The 16,051-nt window shown below is 76.8% G+C and carries 14 protein-coding genes and 1 pseudogene; 7 read left to right on the top strand and 8 right to left on the bottom strand.

The window, feature by feature from the left end; translation table 11 throughout:
• Nucleotides 1-5: 5 nt before the first annotated feature.
• Entirely contained in the window at nucleotides 6-206 is a 201-nt protein-coding gene (locus JKP75_RS08805; protein WP_200491741.1) for a DUF1918 domain-containing protein, read from the bottom strand.
• 167 nt (nucleotides 207-373) lie between these two features.
• Between JKP75_RS08805 and JKP75_RS08800 the strand changes: the two genes are divergently transcribed.
• Nucleotides 374-574 (top strand): hypothetical protein, encoded by a 201-nt coding sequence (locus tag JKP75_RS08800; protein ID WP_200491742.1) that lies wholly within the window; start codon nucleotides 374-376, stop codon nucleotides 572-574.
• 117 nt (nucleotides 575-691) lie between these two features.
• Here JKP75_RS08800 and JKP75_RS08795 read toward each other — a convergent pair whose 3' ends face one another.
• The 6 genes and pseudogenes from JKP75_RS08795 to JKP75_RS08775 all read right to left on the bottom strand — a co-directional run bounded on the left by JKP75_RS08795 (nucleotide 692) and on the right by JKP75_RS08775 (nucleotide 8,636).
• Nucleotides 692-1,837: a nitronate monooxygenase family protein gene (locus JKP75_RS08795; protein WP_200491743.1), complete on the bottom strand. Its 1,146-nt coding sequence runs from the start codon at nucleotides 1,835-1,837 to the stop codon at nucleotides 692-694.
• Between the two features lie 46 nt (nucleotides 1,838-1,883).
• Nucleotides 1,884-2,171 (bottom strand): hypothetical protein, encoded by a 288-nt coding sequence (locus JKP75_RS24465; RefSeq protein ID WP_375539248.1) that lies wholly within the window; start codon nucleotides 2,169-2,171, stop codon nucleotides 1,884-1,886.
• Nucleotides 2,071-2,661, bottom strand: a pseudogene (locus JKP75_RS08790) (maleylpyruvate isomerase N-terminal domain-containing protein); the annotation flags it as partial. The gene JKP75_RS24465 and the pseudogene JKP75_RS08790, both read right to left, overlap by 101 nt.
• The gene (locus JKP75_RS08785; protein ID WP_200492985.1) at nucleotides 2,658-5,048 is read right to left on the bottom strand and encodes an acyclic terpene utilization AtuA family protein; all 2,391 of its coding nucleotides are present in this window, start codon (nucleotides 5,046-5,048) and stop codon (nucleotides 2,658-2,660) included. The pseudogene JKP75_RS08790 and the gene JKP75_RS08785, both read right to left, overlap by 4 nt.
• A complete protein-coding gene (locus JKP75_RS23790) occupies nucleotides 5,041-6,999 on the bottom strand; it encodes a biotin carboxylase N-terminal domain-containing protein (RefSeq protein WP_309229695.1) in 1,959 nt (652 codons plus the stop codon). The genes JKP75_RS08785 and JKP75_RS23790 overlap by 8 nt, the downstream gene beginning before the upstream one ends.
• Nucleotides 6,996-8,636 (bottom strand): acyl-CoA carboxylase subunit beta, encoded by a 1,641-nt coding sequence (locus JKP75_RS08775; RefSeq protein WP_200491747.1) that lies wholly within the window; start codon nucleotides 8,634-8,636, stop codon nucleotides 6,996-6,998. The genes JKP75_RS23790 and JKP75_RS08775 overlap by 4 nt, the downstream gene beginning before the upstream one ends.
• Nucleotides 8,637-8,717: 81 nt before the next feature.
• Between JKP75_RS08775 and JKP75_RS08770 the strand changes: the two genes are divergently transcribed.
• From JKP75_RS08770 to JKP75_RS08760, 3 genes are all read left to right on the top strand, one after another.
• Entirely contained in the window at nucleotides 8,718-9,761 is a 1,044-nt protein-coding gene (locus tag JKP75_RS08770; RefSeq protein WP_200491748.1) for a glycosyltransferase, read from the top strand.
• Entirely contained in the window at nucleotides 9,758-10,750 is a 993-nt protein-coding gene (locus JKP75_RS08765; RefSeq protein ID WP_200491749.1) for a glycosyltransferase, read from the top strand. The genes JKP75_RS08770 and JKP75_RS08765 overlap by 4 nt, the downstream gene beginning before the upstream one ends.
• A 405-nt stretch (nucleotides 10,751-11,155) precedes the next feature.
• Entirely contained in the window at nucleotides 11,156-11,650 is a 495-nt protein-coding gene (locus JKP75_RS08760) for a glycosyltransferase family 2 protein (RefSeq protein WP_200492984.1), read from the top strand.
• Here the strand turns inward: JKP75_RS08760 and JKP75_RS08755 are convergent.
• Nucleotides 11,578-12,726, bottom strand: a complete 1,149-nt coding sequence (locus tag JKP75_RS08755) for a glycosyltransferase (protein WP_200491751.1) — start codon at nucleotides 12,724-12,726, stop codon at nucleotides 11,578-11,580. The genes JKP75_RS08760 and JKP75_RS08755 overlap by 73 nt on opposite strands.
• A gap of 83 nt (nucleotides 12,727-12,809) precedes the next feature.
• Here JKP75_RS08755 and JKP75_RS08750 point away from each other — a divergent pair, with 83 nt between their 5' ends.
• From JKP75_RS08750 to JKP75_RS08740, 3 genes are all read left to right on the top strand, one after another.
• Nucleotides 12,810-13,736: a WcbI family polysaccharide biosynthesis putative acetyltransferase gene (locus JKP75_RS08750; RefSeq protein ID WP_200492983.1), complete on the top strand. Its 927-nt coding sequence runs from the start codon at nucleotides 12,810-12,812 to the stop codon at nucleotides 13,734-13,736.
• Nucleotides 13,737-14,171: 435 nt separating this feature from the next.
• The gene (locus JKP75_RS23785; protein WP_200492982.1) at nucleotides 14,172-14,768 is read left to right on the top strand and encodes a hypothetical protein; all 597 of its coding nucleotides are present in this window, start codon (nucleotides 14,172-14,174) and stop codon (nucleotides 14,766-14,768) included.
• Complete coding sequence (locus JKP75_RS08740) at nucleotides 14,765-16,042, top strand: glycosyltransferase (protein WP_200491754.1); 1,278 nt, start codon at nucleotides 14,765-14,767, stop codon at nucleotides 16,040-16,042. The genes JKP75_RS23785 and JKP75_RS08740 overlap by 4 nt, the downstream gene beginning before the upstream one ends.
• The last annotated feature ends 9 nt before the right edge of the window (nucleotides 16,043-16,051 follow it).

The following is a 16,051-nucleotide window of genomic DNA, read 5'->3' as shown; positions in this document are numbered from 1 at the left end:
CGGGCTCAGCTCTGCGCCGGGTCGGCGCGCAGCACGGTCGCCGTGCCGGCCGGGTAGAAGACGCCCTCGTGACCGTCCGGCGCCCAGCGGACCCGGTACGGCGGCCCGCCGCCCGGCTCGGCGCACCCGACGACCTCGCCGGTGCGGTCGGGTTCTCCCTGGTGGGTCGAGTGGACGACGATGCGGTCCCCGACGTGCGCTTCCACGGTGGCCTCCGGGCGGTGGGCTGTGGTCTGGATCACAGCCTGCCCCGACCGGCGGACGGGATCAAGGGACGCGGCGACGGTCAGGGCACCGTGCGCGCGTCCACCTCCGCAGTGTGCGCCCCGAGCCCGGACGGCGTGCCGGGAACCCCGCCGCGCATGCTGGGCGCATGAGCACCGACCACGCCGCCGGCCGGAACCAGAGCACCGGGCTGGCGCACGCCGTCCTCGCGGAGACCACGGACCTGCCCGCGCCCTGGGCCGCGATCTGCGGCGCGTCGGTCGACGTCGTGCAGGGCAGGTGGAACGGCCCGCGCGGGCTGGGCTCGTCGTCCCCCTGCCCGGAGTGCCGGCGCCTCACCGCCGCCTGACCGGCCGCAGGGGCCGGAACCCCTCCCCTCGACCGCCGGTCCTTGCGCGGACCGGTACTCGGTCCGGTGTTGGGGATAACGGTCGTACACCGGGCGAGCCGAACCGGGGTGGGTGGGTCAGCTCTCGACGAAGCGGTTCAGCCGCTCGATCGCCTCGACGAACTCCTCGACCATCTCGAGCACGACCCGGCGGGCAGGCCGGACCGAGCTCATCGCGGCGCTGCCCACGATCTGCCCGACGAAGTAGGTCGCCAGGTCGTTGGCCGGGGTGCCGGGCGTGCCCGCGACGCGGTTGATCCGCGCCTGCGCCTCGCCGACGAGCATCGGCTGCAGCGGCATGGGCAGCGTGCCCGGGCCCTCGCCGGACTCCCACTCCTCGGTCCACGGGCTGCGCAGCATCCGTGCCGGCTTGCCGGTCATCGACCGCGACCGGACCGTGTCGTCGAGCCCGGCGCGCAGGAACTTCTCCTTGACCGCGGGGTTGGTCTCGGCCTCCTCGGTGGTCAGCCACACCGAGCCGCACCAGACGCCGTCGGCGCCCAGCGCCACCCCGGCGGCCAGCTGCCGGCCGCGGCCGATCCCACCGGCGGCGAGGACGGGCAGCGGGCCGACGGCGTCGACGACCTCGGGCACCAGCACCATCGTGGCGATCTGCCCGGTGTGCCCGCCGGCCTCGGTGCCCTGGGCGACGATCAGGTCGGCGCCTGCGTCCTTGTGCTTGATCGCGTGGTGCACCGAGCCGGCCAGGGCGGCGACCGGGATGCCGGCGCCGTGCGCGCGCTCGATGAAGTGCGGCGGCGGCGGGCCGAGCGCGGAGGCGACCAGCTTGGTCTTGTGCGCGAAGAGGACGTCGAGCAGCGGCGCCATGCTCTTGGGGTCCACGCGCATGCCGCCGACGCCGGAGCTGCGGCCGCCGCTGGGGGCGTCGGCGGGCAGCGGCGGGATGCCGTAGCGGTCGAGCAGCCCGTCGAGCCACTGCCGGTGCCCGGCGGGCAGCAGCTGGTCCAGCGCCGAGCGGTCCAGCCCGCCGGCCTCGGAGCCGGCGAACTTCTCGGGCACGAGCAGGTCGACGCCGTAGGGCTTGCCCTTGACCTCCTCCTCGATCCAGGCGAGGTCGATGTCGAGCTGCTCCGGGGTGTGCGCCACGGCGCCGAGGACGCCGAGCCCTCCGGCGTTGGTGACGGCGGCGACGACGTCGCGGCAGTGGCTGAAGGCGAAGATCGGGACGTCGATGCCGACGAGGTCGGTGGCGGCTGTGCGCACGGGAGGAGCCTCTCTCAGGGGTGGGGCGAGGGGTGGGTCGCGGAAGTCAGGGACGGCCGCCGGGCGGCGGGCCGTCGGTGGCGCCGCCGGCGAAGGCCTGCGCCTTCTCCATCCAGTCGCGGGCGGCCGCGCCGTCGGTCTCCAGCGCGGTGTCGTCGACGTGCCGCCGCTGGGTGACGACGAGGCAGAAGTCCAGCGCCGGCCCGCGGACGGACTCCGCGGCGTCGTCCGGGCCCCAGCGCCAGACCTCGCCCGAGGGTGCGGTGAGCTCGAGCCGGACCTCGCCGGCGGGCTGCTCCTCGCGCCGGTTGGCGTAGGTCCACGTCCGCGTGATGAAGCCGATCTGGCAGATGTGCCGGAGCCGGTCGGTCGGCTCGCGGGTCGCCCCGACGGCGTCGGCGACGTCGTGGGCCGTGCGCCCAGGTCTCCATGAGCCGGGCGGTGAGGAACGAGCGGACGCTCATCGACGGCCCGTACCAGGGCGCCCGGCCCGCCGGGTCGACCTGCCCGACGACGTCGAGCAGCCGGGCCCGGTTCGCCCGCCAGGCGGCGAGCAGCGCGGCGGGCGCGAGGTGGCGGTGCAGCGTGACGCCGTCCATGTCCTCGAGCAGGGGCCCGATCGAGGCGGTGAACGCGGCCTCGTCGGTGAGCGCGAGCACGGCGGCGCCGTCGAAGTAGGTGAGGTGGCCGACCTGGTCGGCCACGGTCCAGCCGGGGCTCGGCGTGGGGGTGGCCCACTGCTGGTCGGTCAGCCCGTCGAGGACGGCGTCGAGGGACGCGTGCTCGGCGGCCAGGTCGGCGGCGACGGCGTCGACGTCGGTCATCGTGCGAGTCCTCTCAGGATGATGTCGACCGCTTCGTCCGCGGCCTGCGGCGGCGAGCTGCGCAGCGTGCGGGCCACCTCGGGGGCGGCGAAGCTGCGCCCGAGGCCGGCCAGCACGCGGGCGATCGCCGCGGTGTCGACGTCGGCGACGTCGCCGCGGGCGACCGCGGTGTCCAGCAGCACGCGGGTGACGTCGACGAGGTACTGGTTGTGGCTGTCGACCAGCGCCTTGACCGCCGGGACGGTGCTGAGGTCGCGCGACCAGGCGTCGGTGGCGCGGCCGACGGCGACGTGCGCCGCGCGCAGGTAGGCCCGGATCGCGTCCAGCGGCGGCATGTCCTCGGCGATGATCCGCTGCGCGTCGCCACCGATCCGCCACAGCTGCCGGTCGACGACCATGAGCACGAGCTCGTCCCGGCTGGGCGCCAGCGCGTAGAGGGTGCGCAGCGAGCAGCCGGCGCGGGCGGCGATCTCGGCCATCGTGAGGTCGGCGAAGCCGTCCCGGAACATCGGGTCGAGCAGCTCGAGCACCTCGCGCTGCCGCTGGGTGAGCTGCGTCCGGCGCTCCCGGTCCAGGAACGGGCGGGGGCGCTCGAGCGCGGCCAGCGGGCTCACGCCGCCGTCCCGTCGAGCAGCGCGACCGGCACGTCGGCGTGCCGGGCGCGCAGCCACTCCCCCAGGCTCTTGGCCTGGCCGTCCTGCCGGGTCGAGGCGGCGACGCCCTCGTCGAGCAGCCCGTGCACGACGAAGTTGAGCGAGCGCAGCGCCGGCAGCCGGTGCCGGTCGACCCGCAGCGGCGCGGTCTCGGGCAGCAGCTCCGCGAGCCGCTCGGTGGTCAGGAAGGCGTCGAGCCACGCCCAGGCCTGGTCGCTGCGGGCGAAGACGCCGAGGTTGGCGTTGCCGCCCTTGTCCCCCGAGCGCGCGCCGAGCAGCCGGCCCAGCGGCACCCGCGTCGTCGGCCCGGTGGGGACGGCGGCCGCCGGCCCGGGCAGCGGCTCGACCGGGACGGCGGGCGTCGGCGGGGCGGTCGAGGGCACGGTCGTCGTCGCCCCGCCCAGGACGGTCACCTGCTGCGGCACCAGCTCGGTCCGGCACCACCGCGGGCCGGTAGACGCCGTAGGGCCGGGCGTCCCGCCCGCCGCCTCCGACGCCGAAGAAGCCGGGGATCGTCGCCAGCGCCAGCTCGGTCATCGCCGCGCCGACCGACCGGCCGAGCTTGCGCTCGTCGGGGTCCTTGAGGGTCAGCCGCCACACGGCGACGGCCTCCTCGTTGGTGGCCGGGTCGGCCTTGTCGGTGCGCACGACCGTCGTCGTCACGTCGGCGAAGTCCTCGGGGCCGTAGGGGCAGGCGGCCCAGAACGCCTCCTCGACCAGCGCCGCCTTGGCCTCGATGTCGAGACCGACCAGCGCGATGCCGAGGTCGGTGCGGAACCCGCCGAGGGAGTTCATGGCGACCTTGAGCGTGGCCGGCGGCCGCTCGCCGCGGGCGCCGCTGATCCGCACCCGGTCGGGGGCGACCTGCTCGAGGGCCACGGTGTCGAAGCGCGCGGTGACGTCGGGGCCGAGGTAGGCCGGGCCGCCGATCTCGTAGAGCAGCTGGGAGGTCACCGTGCCGGTGGACACCTGGCCACCGGTGCCGTCGTGCTTGCCGATGACGCTGCTGCCGTCGGCGGCGATCTCGGCCCACGGGAAGCCGGTGCGGGCCATGCCCGGCACCTCGGTGAAGAAGGAGTAGTTGCCGCCGGTGGCCTGGGTGCCACACTCGATGACGTGCCCGGCGACGACGGCGCCGGCGAGGGCGTCCCAGTCGTCGCGCGCCCAGCGGTGGTGCCAGGCGGCCGGGCCGCAGACGATCGCGGCGTCGGTGGTGCGGCCGGTGATGACGATGTCCGCGCCGGCGTCCAGCGCGTCCACGATCCCCCAGCAGCCGAGGTAGGCGTTGGCGCTGATGAACCGGCACGGGTCGCCCAGCGGCTCGCCGGTGTCCAGGTGCGCGAGGTCGACCCCGGCGGCGACCAGCTCGCCCAGCCGGGGCAGCAGGTCGTCGCCGGTGACGTAGGCGATCCGCGGCGACAGGCCCAGCTTGGCGGCGACCTCCGCGACGGCCTCCGCGCAGCCGGCCGGGTCCAGGCCGCCGGCGTTGGCGACGACCTTGGTGCCGCGGTCCAGGCAGGTGCCCATGACCTGCTCCATCTGGGTCACGAACGTGCGGGCGTAGCCACCACCGGGGCGCGCTGCCCGGCTGCGGGCCAGGATCAGCATGGTCAGCTCGGCCAGCCAGTCACCGGTCAGGACGTCGATCGGCCCGCCCTCGACCATCTCCCGGGCGGCGGAGAGCCGGTCGCCGTAGAAGCCCGAGCAGTTCGCGATGCGCAGCGGCTCAGCCATCGGTGGCCTCCGGCTCGACCACGAGCAGGACGGCGCCGTTCTCGACCTGCTGGCCGACGGCGGCCCGCACCTCGGTGACCAGCCCGTCGAACGGGGCCTTCACGTGGTGCTCCATCTTCATCGCCTCCAGCAGCACCAGCGTCTGCCCGGCGCGCACGCGGTCGCCGACGGCGCAGCGGACGTCGAGGACGACGCCGGGCATCGGGGCGACGAACCCGCCCTCGACCGCGCCGGCGCCCGGGGGCACGAAGCGCGGCACCACGGCCAGCTCGACGGTGCCCGAGGGCGCCTGCACGAGCAGCCGGTCGCCGTCGGCGGTGACGGCGTACCGCGCCCGCCGGCCGGCGATCTCGACGTCGACGCCGTCCGGCGCCCAGGCGTGCACCCGCGCGGTGCCGAGGTCCCCGACGGCGAAGCTGCCGTCGCGCCGGGCGCGGTACCGCACCTCGACCTCGTCGTCCCGGTGCCGCAGGCGCACCGAGGTGTCGGGCAGCCGGGCGTTGCGCCAGCCGGTGGGCACCCCGCGGAGCACCTCGGCCTCCGCGCGGTTGCGGCCCTGCAGCCACAGCGCCGCGGCGGTGGCGACCCGCTGCAGGTCGGCGTCGTCGAGCTCGAGCCGCGCCGCGGGTGCGTGCCGCTCGATGAAGTCGGTCGTCGTGTCGCCGGCCAGGAACGCCGGCGAGCGGAGGACGGCGACGAGGAAGTCGCGGTTGGTGGTGAGCCCGCCCAGGTGCAGGCGGGTCAGCGCCAGCGCCAGCCGGCCGGCGGCCTCGCGGCGGGTGGGCGCGTGCGCGACCACCTTGGCCAGCATCGGGTCGAAGCTGACGCCGACGACCGAGCGCGCCTCCACCCCGGAGTCCCAGCGCACCGCGGGCTCGGGGGCCGGCGCGAACGCGGTGACGGTCCCGGTGGCGGGCAGGAAGCCCGCGGCGGGGTCCTCGGCGTAGAGCCGCACCTCGATCGCGTGCCCCGCGAAGGCCACGTCGTCCTGGGTCAGGTCCAGGCGCTCGCCGGCGGCGACGCGCAGCTGCTCCCGGACCAGGTCGATGCCGGTCACCTCCTCGGTGACCGGGTGCTCGACCTGCAGGCGGGTGTTGACCTCGAGGAAGAAGAACTCGCGGGTGTCGTCGTCGACGAGGAACTCGACCGTGCCGGCCGAGCGGTAGCCCAGCGCCCCGGCCAGGGCCAGCGCCGCCTCCCCCATCGCCGTCCGCAGGGCGTCGTCGACCACCGGCGAGGGCGACTCCTCGACGACCTTCTGGTGCCGCCGCTGGATGGAGCACTCGCGCTCACCCAGGTGCAGCAGGTTGCCGTGCGCGTCGCCGAGGACCTGGATCTCCACGTGCCGCGCCCGGCGCACGTAGCGCTCGAGGAACACCCGGTCGTCGCCGAAGCCGGACAGCGCCTCGCGCTGCGCGCCGGCCACCGCCTCGGCCAGGTCGGCGGCGGACTCCACGACCCGCATGCCCTTGCCGCCGCCGCCGGCCGCGGCCTTGACCAGCAGCGGGTAGCCGACGGCGTCACGGTCGCCCGGGTCGTCGGAGGACGGCAGGGTCGGGACGCCGGCGGCGACGGCGGCCTTCTTGGCGGCGAGCTTGTCGCCCATGGCGGCGATGACCTCGGGCGTGGGGCCGATCCACACCAGGCCGGCGGCGAGGACGTCGGCGGCGAAGCCGGCGTTCTCGGAGAGGAAGCCGTAGCCGGGGTGGATCGCCTGCGCGCCGGTGGCCCGGGCCGCGGCGATCACGGCCGCGCCGTCCAGGTAGCCGGTGTCCAGGCGGACCGCCTCGTCGGCGTCGGCCACGTACGGGGCGCCGGCGTCGGCGTCCACGTAGACCGCGACGCAGCGGTACCCCATGGCGCGGGCGGTGCGGAACACCCGCCGGGCGATCTCGCCGCGGTTGGCGACGAGCACGGTGTCGAAGGTCGTGCCCCCGGGGATCGCGGTCACAGCCGGAACACCCCGAACTGCTCGGCGCCCTCGACCGGGCCGTTGGCCACGAACGACAGGCACATGCCCAGGACCGTGCGGGTGTCGCGCGGGTCGATGATGCCGTCGTCGCTCACCGCCCCGGTGGCACGCAGGGCCAGTGACCCCTCCTCCTGGCCGGCCTCGACCATCGCCACGATCTTCGCGTCCTCGTCCTCGTCGAAAGGGATGCCCGCACGTGCCGCCTGGCCGCGGCGGACCTGCGACATGACCCCGGCGATCTGCTTGGGGCCCATCACCGCGATCTTCGCCGTCGGCCAGAGGAAGGTGAACCGGTTGCCGAAGGCCCGGCCGGACATGCCGTAGGTGCCGGCGCCGTAGGAGGAGCCGATGATCACCGTCAGGTGCGGCACCGTGGAGTTGGTGACCGCGTTGAGCATCTGGCTGCCCTTCTTGACGATCCCGGCCGCCTCGAAGTCCCGGCCGACCATGTAGCCGGTGATGTTCTGCAGGAAGACCAGCGGGACGTCGATCCGGTTGCACAGCTGGATGAAGTGCGCCGCCTTCTGCGCGGAGTCCGGGTGCAGCACGCCGTTGTTGCCGAGGATCCCGACCGGGTAGCCGTGGATCGAGGCCCACCCGCAGACGAGGGTCGGCCCCCACCGCGGCTTGAACTCCTCGAACCGCGACCCGTCGGCGACGCGGGCGATGACGTCGCGGACGTCGACCGGCTGGCGGAGGTCGCGGCTGACCAGCCCGAGCAGCTCCTCGGGGTCGTGCACCGGCTCGTCGGCGGTGAGCGAGGGCCCGGGGCCGGCCTTGCGCCAGTTGAGGTGCGACACCGCCTCGCGGCACATCCGGATGGCGTCCACCTCGTCCTCGGCGAAGTAGTCGCCCAGGCCGGAGACGTCGGCGTGCAGCCGGGCGCCGCCGAGGGTCTCGTCGTCGCTCTCCTCGCCGGTGGCCATCTTCACCAGCGGCGGGCCGGCCAGGAACACCTTGGACTGCTGGTCGATGACGACGACGTAGTCCGACAGGCCGGGCTGGTAGGCGCCGCCGGCGGTGGAGGACCCGAAGACGACGCAGACCGAGGGGATGCCCAGCTTGGACAGCTCGGTCATCTCGTAGAACTGCCGCCCGCTCTCGGCGAAGTGCGACGTCTGCGCCGACCGGCCGCCCCCTCCCCCGCCGGGCCGCAGGTCCGCGCCGGCGGACTCCACGAAGCTGACGTAGGGCATCCGGTTCTCGCGGGCGATCTCCAGCGCACGGGCCCACTTCTTCAGCGCGTACGGGGTGAGCGCGCCGCCGAGGACGGTCGGGTCGTTGCCCATGACCACGCACTCGACGCCGGCGATGACGCCGATGCCCACGACCATCCCGCCGCCGGCGGTGTAGTCCGAGCCGTACGCGGCCAGGGGGCTGATCTCGAGGAAGGGGCTGTCCGGGTCCAGGGCGAGCGCGATGCGCTCGCGGATCGGCAGCTTGCCCCGCGAGCGCAACCGCGCGGTCGCCTTCTCCCCGCCGCCCGCGGCCGCCTGGTCGAGCAGCTCGTCCAGCACGGCCAGCTGCTCGAGGGCGTCCGCGCGGTTGCGCTGGAAGCTCTCGCTCCCCGGATCGACGGTCGAGCGCAGCGGTGGGGCGAGCAGCGAGCGGGCCATGCGGGGACCGTAGGGCGGTAATTTGGCGGTGTCAACGTTACCGGCCGGGGTCGCGCCGGCGGGTCCGGCATACTCCAGGCCGTGATCGCCCCGGTGCGCGTCCTGCCGGTGCCGGCCGACCACGGCTACGTCGACCACCTGCTCGACGACCGCGTCCCGGGCGTCGAGCTCGTCCGGCCCGCGGACGGCGGGCACCCCTCGCCGGCCCTCGACGCCGGCTGGATCGCCGCCTCCGCCGGGGACTTCGACGTCCTGCACGTGCACTTCGGCTTCGAGGGCCGCACCCCGGACCAGCTGCGCGCGCTCGTCGCCGCCGTGCGGAGCGCCGGCCGGCGGCTGGTGCTCACCGTCCACGACCTGGAGAACCCGCACTTTCGCGAGCAGTACGGGTACGCGCGGCTGCTCGACGTGCTCGTCCCGGCCGCGGACGCGGTCGTCACGCTCACCCCCGGCGCGGCCGCCGAGGTGCAGCGGCGCTGGGGCCGGCCGGCCGAGGTGGTCCCCCACCCGCACGTCGCGCCGCTGGAGGAGATCGGCGCGCCCCGCCCGGCGCGCGCGACCCCGGTCGTCGGCCTGCACCTCAAGAGCCTGCGCGCCAACCTCGTGGCGCGGCCGGTGCTCCGCGCGCTCGTCGAGGCGGTCGGCCGCCTGCCGCGGGCGGTGCTGCGCGTCGACGTGCACACCGAGGCGCTGGACCGCGCGTTCCCGCGGTACGACGGCGAGCTCGTGCGGGAGCTGCGCGCCGCGGCCGCCGCGGGCACCGTCGACCTGCGCGCGCACGACCGCTTCGACGACGCCGGGCTCATCGCGTACCTCCGGGGGCTGGACGTCTCGGTGCTGGGCTACGGCCACGGCACGCACTCGGGCTGGCTGGAGCTCTGCCACGACCTGGGCGTGCCCGTCGTGGCGGGGCGGGTCGGGTTCCTGCACCAGCAGCAGCCCTTCGTCGAGACCGACCTGCACGACCCCGCCGCCCTGGCGCAGGCCCTGACCCGGGCGATGGCACCGCCGGCGGGCACCGCCGCGACGCGGGCCGGGCGCGTGGCCCAGCGGTTCGACGTCGCCACCGCGCACCGCGACCTGTACGGGCGCGTGCTCGCCGGCGGCGCAGGGGTCGCCCCGTGATCGGCTGGTACGTCCACCACCACGGCGCCGGTCACCGGCAGCGGCTGGCCGCGGTCACCCGGCACCTGCGCACCCCGGTGACCGCCTTCGGCTCCGGGCCGGCGCCGGCCGGCTTCGACGGCGAGTGGATCTCGCTCCCCCGGGACGACGACGACCCCGTCGACCGGGCCTCGGCGACCGCCGGCGGCGCGCTGCACTGGGTGCCGCTGCACCACCGCGGGCTGCAGGACCGCACCGCGGCCGTCGCGGCCTGGATCGCCCGGGCCCGGCCCCGCCTGTTCGTCACCGACGTCTCGGTCGAGGTGACGGCGCTGGCCCGGCTGTGCGGCGTCCCGGTCGTCGTCTTCGCCATGCTCGGCGACCGGACCGACCCCCCGCACCGGCTCGGCCGCGACCTCGCCCGGGCGCTGGTCGCCCCGTGGCCGGCCCCCGCCGGCACCGGCTCCCCGGACCCGGGCGGCACGCCGGTGGTGCACGTCGGCGCGTTCTCCCGCTTCGACGGCCGGGAGGCCACCGGCACGCCCCGCCCGGGCAGCGTGCTGGTGCTGTTCGGCAGCGGTGGCCGCGACGTCACCGACGCCGACTTCCGCGCCGCGCGGGCGGCCACGCCGGAATGGACCTGGGAGTACCGCGTGCCCGGTTCCGCCGAGGACGCCGCCGGGGACGAGGACGTGTGGACGTCGCTGCAGCGGGCCGAGGTGGTCGTGGTCCACGGGGGCCACAACGCCGTCGCCGAGGTGGCGGCCGCACGCCGGCCCGCCGTCGTCGTCGCGCAGGACCGGCCCTTCCGCGAGCAGCAGCGCCGCGCCGAGCTGCTGCGGGCCGAGGGCCTGGTGGCCCTGGACCGCTGGCCCGCGGCGGCCGACTGGCCGGCGCTGCTCGAACGGGCGCGGGCGGCCGGCGCCGGACCGTGGCACCGCTGGGCACCCGGCGACGGCGCGCGGCGCGCCGCCGCCTTCCTCGATGCCGCCGCCGAGGAGCACCCGTGACCACCGCCCTGCTCACCATCGTCTCCGGCCGGCACGACCACCTGCGCGGGCAGTTGCTCGGGGTGGCCGCGATGACAGAGGCGCCGGACTGGCACGTGGTCGCGTCGATGGGCGACGCGGGTGTGCGGGCCGTCGTCGACTCGGTGCCCGCTCCCCCCGGCACCCGCCGGGTGGTGGTCGACGTGCCCGTGCCCGACGACGGCGAGCTGCCGCTGGCCCGGGCGCGCAACGCCGCGGCCGCCGCGGCACTGGAGCGGGGCGCCGACCTGCTGGTCTTCCTCGACGTCGACTGCGTCCCCTCGCCCGGGCTGCTGGCCGGGTACGCGCGGGCCGCCCAGGACCCGGCGGTGCGGGCCGCGTCGGGGCCGGCCCTGCTGTGCGGACCGGTGGCCTACCTCCCCGAGGGTGTGCGGGTCACCTCCGCGGCGGACCTCCCGCGGCTGCCGTCAGCGGCCCGCCCGCACCCGGCCCGCCCGGACCCCGCGCCCGGGACCGTCCGTCCTCGCCGGCGAGGACCAGTGGTGGCTGTTCTGGTCGCTGTCGTTCGCGGTCCGCGCCGCCGACTGGACCCGCTCCGGCGGGTTCTGCGAGGAGTACCGGGGCTACGGCGGCGAGGACACCGACGTGGCGGCCACCGTCCGCTCGCTCGGCGGCGCGCTGTTCTGGGTGGGCGGCGCCACGGCGGCCCACCAGCACCACCCCGTGCAGGACCCGCCGGTGCACCACCTGGACGCCATCGTCCGCAACGCCGCCGTCTTCCACCGCCGCTGGGGCTGGTGGCCGATGACCGGCTGGCTCGAGCAGTTCCGCGCCGCCGGGCTGGCCGGCTACGACGCCGCGACGCGCACCTGGTCGGTGACCGGCCCGCCGGCCGCCGCGGCCCGCAGCACGGCCTCGTAGCGGCCGACCATCGTCTGCGCCGACAGGTGCGACAGCGCGGCCGTCCGGACCGCGGCCCGGTCCAGCGCCGTCGCCGGCCCGATCGCGGCCGCCATCGCGGCGACGTCGCCGTCGGGCACCACGACGCCGATCTGCTGCCCGACGTGCGGCCGCAGCACCTCGCTGATCCCGCCGCGGTCGAAGGCGACCACGGGCGTGCCGCACATCGCCGCCTCCGCCGCGACCAGCCCGAACGGCTCGGCCCACTGCGGGGTCACCAGGACGGCGGCCACCCGGCCCACCGCCTCGACCAGCGGCCGGCCCCCGAGGTGGCCGTGCCAGGTGACGTCGCGCCCGAGGTGGGGCTCGATCTCCGCGGCGAAGTACCCGGCGTCGAGCGCCGGGCCCACCAGGTGCAGGTGCCGGCCCGCCGCCCCGGCCGCCGCGATCGCCAGGTGCGGCGCCTTCTCCGGCACCAGCCGGCCGAACCACAGCACGTCGTCCCCACCGGGGCCGGGCACCCACCGCTCGGGGTCCACGCCGTTGTGCAGGACGTCGGCCCGCGGCACCCACGGCTCCCACTGGCGGGCGGTGAACCGGCTGACCGCGGTGAACGCGTGCGAGCTCCCCCCGGCGTCGAGCGCCGAGGTCAGCCACGGGGTCGGGGGCGTGTGCAGGGTCGTGACCACGGGCACCGGCAGCGTGCTCGCCAGCGACAGCGGCAGGTAGTGCAGCGAGTTGTTGTGGACGACGTCGACCTCGCCGGCGTAGGTCGTCCGCAGCGCGTCGAGGACGGCGAGGTGCGCGTGGTGCTCGCGCAGGAACGCCTCGGCCGGCATCGAGGGGTCGGCCCGGGAGAGCTCGTCGGGCCGCCAGTCGCCGCCGCAGAGGACCTCGGGCTGGGCGCCGTCGCTGCCGGCCGCCGCGAAGAGGAGGACCCGGTGCCCCCGCGCGCGCAGGCCGTCGGCCAGGCCGCCGACGAAGGACTCGAGCCCGCCGAGGTAGGGCTCGGCGATCGGGTAGCTGCTGGGCGCGAGCAGGGCGACCGTCAGCCGGCGACCGGACCGCGCGACGGCCAGGGGAGATAGGTCGCGCACGACCAGATGCAAGCACGGCTGCAGCGGCTGCGCTCGCCGGTCCGTCGGGCGCCCGGGCGGATGCGCTCCTTAGGGTGGCGTCCGTGACCGGCCGGCGGCAGCACTACGCCCACTTCTACGGGCTGCAGCCGATCCCGCAGGACGACCGGCCGCTGCTCGTCGTGCACGGCAACTGCCAGGCCGAGTCGCTCCGGGTGCTCCTGGGCTCCTCGTCCTCGCAGTCCAGCGGGATCGACGACGCACCGGTGCGGACCGTCCGCCTGCCACCCGTGCACGAGCTCACCGCCGAGGACCTGCCGCACCTGGAGCGGGTCCTGGCCCGGGTCGACGTCCTGGTCTCCCAGCCGGTCCGCGACGGCTACCGCGACCTGCCGCTCGGCACCGCCGAGGTGCTCGCCCGGGCGGCCCGCCGGCCCCGGTCGGTCGTCGTCCCGATCGTCCGCTGGGCCGCCCTGCACCCGTTCCAGGTGATCGTCCGGTCGCCCGGGGCCGGCGAGCCCCCGGTCGTCCCGTACTCCGACCTGCGCGCGCTCTCCCTCGCCGCCGGCCGCCCCGCGCTGCCCGACGTGCCGTCCGCCGACGCGGTGCGGGCGGTTCGCGACCTGTCGGTCCGCGAGCTGGAGGGACGGCAGGAGCGGCACGGCTCGCTGCCGGTGGTCGACCTGCTGCAGGCGGCCGGCGCCGCCGCCACGCACACCGTCAACCACCCCGGCAACGGCGTCCTGACCGGACTGGCCGGGCGGGTGCTCGCGGCCCTCGGGCTCCCGGCGGACGTCGCCGACCCCGGGCGCACCCTGCTCGACAGCGTGCACGCCCCCGTCCTCCCGGAGGTCCTCGCGGCCCTCGGCCTCGAGCCGGCCGCCGCCCGCGCGGAGTGGCGGGTCTCCGGGTCCCCGCTCGCCGACGAGGAGGTGCGCGCGGCCCAGCTGCGCTGGTACGCCGAGCACCCGGGGGTGGCCGAGGCCGGGCTGGCCCGGCACGCCGAGGCCGCCGCGGCGCTGGCCCCGTGAGCGGCGCTGAACGTGTGAACGGCGCGGCCCCCGCCACCGCGCTCGTCGTCGGGCCGGCCGGCCACGGCGTGACGGGCACCGCGCTCGCCCAGGCGGCAGCTCTCCGCGCGCTCGCGCCCGGCACCGTGCTCCTGCACCTGGACGGCGCCCCGTCCGCCGCCGAGCTGCTCGGCGCGCTCGGCGCCGCTCCCCCGGGCCCGCTGCTCGTGCACGTCACCGACCGGCTGTTCGGGCGGACGCCCGAGGAGGCCGCCGACGTGATCGCCGACCTGGCCCGGCGGCGTCGGCTCGTCCTGACGCTGCACGACCTCCCCCAGGCCAGCGACGGCCCGCGCAACGCGGCCCGGCGCGCGGCGGCCTACCGGCGCATGGCCGAGGCCGCCGCGGCCGTCGTCGTGGCCAGCGCGCACGAGGCGCGGCTCCTGGCCGCCTGCGGTGCCGACGTGGCGGTCGACGTCGTCCCCCTGCCCGTGCCCGACCTGCGCGACGCCCCGGCCGCGGACCCGGCCGCGGGCACCGACGGGGGTCGCCGTCCTGGGCTACCTCTACCCCGGCAAGGGGCACGAGGACGTGCTGGCCGCGCTCGACGCGCTGCCCGACGGGGCGGGACTCCTCGCCTGGGGCCGCCCGTCGGCCGGCCACGAGGACCTGGCCGAGGCGCTCGCCGCGCAGGCCCGGGCGCTCGGGCGGCCCTGCACGGTCAGCGGCTGGATCCCCGACGCGCGCCTGCCGGAGCTGCTGCGGTCGGCCGTGCTGCCGGTCGCCCCGCACGCCCACGTGTCGGCGTCCGGATCGGTCAACGCCTGGATCGGTGCCGGCCGGCGGCCGCTGGTGGCGCGCAGCGACTACGCCGCCGAGCTGCTGGCCCGGTCGCCGGGCTGCGTCCGGGTCTACGACGACCTGCGCACCGCCCTCGCCGGGGCGTGGGCCGACCCGGTGGGCACCTGGCTGCCCGACGGGTACCGCGCCTCCCCCACCGTCGCCGACACCGCCGCCCTCCTGCTGCCGGTGCTCGCCCGGGCCGCCGCGTGACCGCCGAGGAGCTGCCGGTCGTGTCGGTGGTCGTGCCGCACTACGCCGCGCCGCACGACCTGGACCTGGTGCTGACGGCGCTGGAGCTGCAGGACCACCCCCTGCACCTGCTCGACGTGGTGGTCGCCGACGACGGCTCCCCCACGCCTCCCGACCCGGGCCCCCGGCCCTACGCGGTGCGGGTCGTCGCCCAGGCCGACGACGGCTTCCGCGCCGCGGCCGCGCGCAACCTCGGCGCCGCGGCGGCCCGCGGGACCGTGCTGTGCTTCGTCGACGGCGACACGGTGCCCGAACCCGGGTACGTCTCTGCCGTCGTCCGGCACCTGGCAGGCGGCGCCGACCTGGTCGTGGGCCGCCGCCGGCACGCCGAGCTGGGCGCCACCTCGCCGGAGCAGCTGCGCCGCTGGCTGGTGCACGGCGAGGACGCCCCGGAGGTCCTCGACGAGCCGGTCTGGCTGACCGAGGCCTACGACCGCACCGACGACCTGCGCTCGGCCGGGGACGACGCCTACCGGTTCGTCATCTCGGCGGTGCTCAGCGTCCGCCGGAGCCTGTTCGAGGAGGTGGGCGGCTTCGAGGAGGCGTTCCGCGCCTACGGCGGCGAGGACTGGGAGTTCGCGCACCGCTGCTGGCTGCGCGGCGCCACCTTCCGGCACGCGCGCGACGCCGTCGCCTGGCACGACGGGCCGGACTTCGGGGGCCGCACCGACGACGACGCGGCCCGGCACTCCCGGAACGTCGAGGGCCTCGCGCTGGCCCGCTACGTGCCGGGGACGGCGACCCGCGGCAGCGGCCTGGTGTGGGCGCACCCGGACGTCGTCGTCCGGCTGGACGACACCTCGGCCACCGACGCCGAGGTGGTCGCGTCCGTGCGCTCGCTGCTGGCCGGGACCGACTGCGGGGTGTGGCTGCGCTCCGGCGCGGTGCTCGACGCGCTCGACGACCCGCGGGTGCACCGCGGCGAGCCGCCGGCCGCCGTCCTGGCGCGGTGCCGCTACCGGGTGGACCTCGACCGGCCGGTCGTGCTGACGGGTGCGACCCTGGCCGAGCTCGCCGAGGTCGCCCCGGTGCGGGTGGGGGCGTACCTCGTCGTGCACCGCGCCCGCGACCTGGCCCGCGGGTCGGCCGGGGTCGCGCTCGAGGACCTGCCGGGGGTGACCGCGACCGAGCCCCGGGACGTCGACCTGCAGCGGGAGTGGGGCCGGGAGGACCACCGCCGGCCGGTCCGCTTCACGGCAGAGGCGGGCCGGTCTGCTCGACCGACCCGCCTCTGACCTGCATGT

The sequence above is a fragment of the Blastococcus sp. TML/M2B genome, from assembly GCF_016612865.1.
Taxonomy (GTDB): Bacteria; Actinomycetota; Actinomycetes; order Mycobacteriales; family Geodermatophilaceae; genus Blastococcus.
The sequence above is the reverse complement of the archived record's forward strand: the minus strand, read 5'-3'. Positions and strand labels throughout refer to the sequence as shown.